Here is a 665-nt window from a genome sequence, read left to right as displayed (position 1 = left end):
TATAGACATCAGGGACAACATCGAGGCCAAAGGGGATATTTCACTCCAGCATTGGTTTTATGGTTGTTCCTACCATTATGTAAAATACTCCGTAAATTTAAAGGAAAATGATATTTACTGGTGCACTGCAGATGTTGGCTGGCTTAAATTTCCCATTTATGAGCTTGCTGGTGCCCTTGCACACAATGGCACGGTAATAGCCTAAGAGGGCGCTCTGGATTATCCTTCAATAGAACATTTTTATGGAATTATTGAAAAATACAGAGTAACAAAAGTGTTTAGGGCACCAACACTGCTGAGGATGCTTGCAAGGTATGGCAGGGAGGCAGTAAAAAATCATGATCTCTGGTCATTAAGATTAATTTCCATTGTTGGTGAGCCAATTGACATAAAAACATGGCACTGGATTTATAAAAATATTGGAAATGAAAAAATAGAGATTAATAATACATGTGGCCAGACAGAAGCAGGTGGTACATGAACATCCTTAATCATGGGGATAACATCTGCCAGACCAGGTTCATGTGGGCTGGCACTGCCAGGACATGCATATGCAATTCTTGATAAAAATGGGAATCATGTGAGTCCAGGAACCATAGTAACACTGGTGTTAAAACAGCCATTTCTATCTCTTGCACGTGATGTCTGGAATAACCATGAAAGGT

2 protein-coding genes are annotated in these 665 nt (G+C 39.8%); both read left to right on the top strand.

The features are described 5' to 3' along the window. Positions 1–205: hypothetical protein (locus AOG54_RS09925; protein WP_162200865.1), on the top strand; the 205-nt coding region annotated here is incomplete at its 5' end. Positions 206–274: 69 nt separating this feature from the next. Beyond that, a complete protein-coding gene (locus tag AOG54_RS04400; protein ID WP_052656872.1) occupies positions 275–481 on the top strand; it encodes an AMP-binding protein in 207 nt (68 codons plus the stop codon). Positions 482–665: the final 184 nt, after the last annotated feature.

It is taken from the genome of Acidiplasma aeolicum, assembly GCF_001402945.1.
Classification (GTDB): Archaea; Thermoplasmatota; Thermoplasmata; order Thermoplasmatales; family Thermoplasmataceae; genus Acidiplasma; species Acidiplasma aeolicum.
Note: the sequence above shows the minus strand (reverse complement) of the source record. Positions and strands in the feature narration are given on the sequence as shown.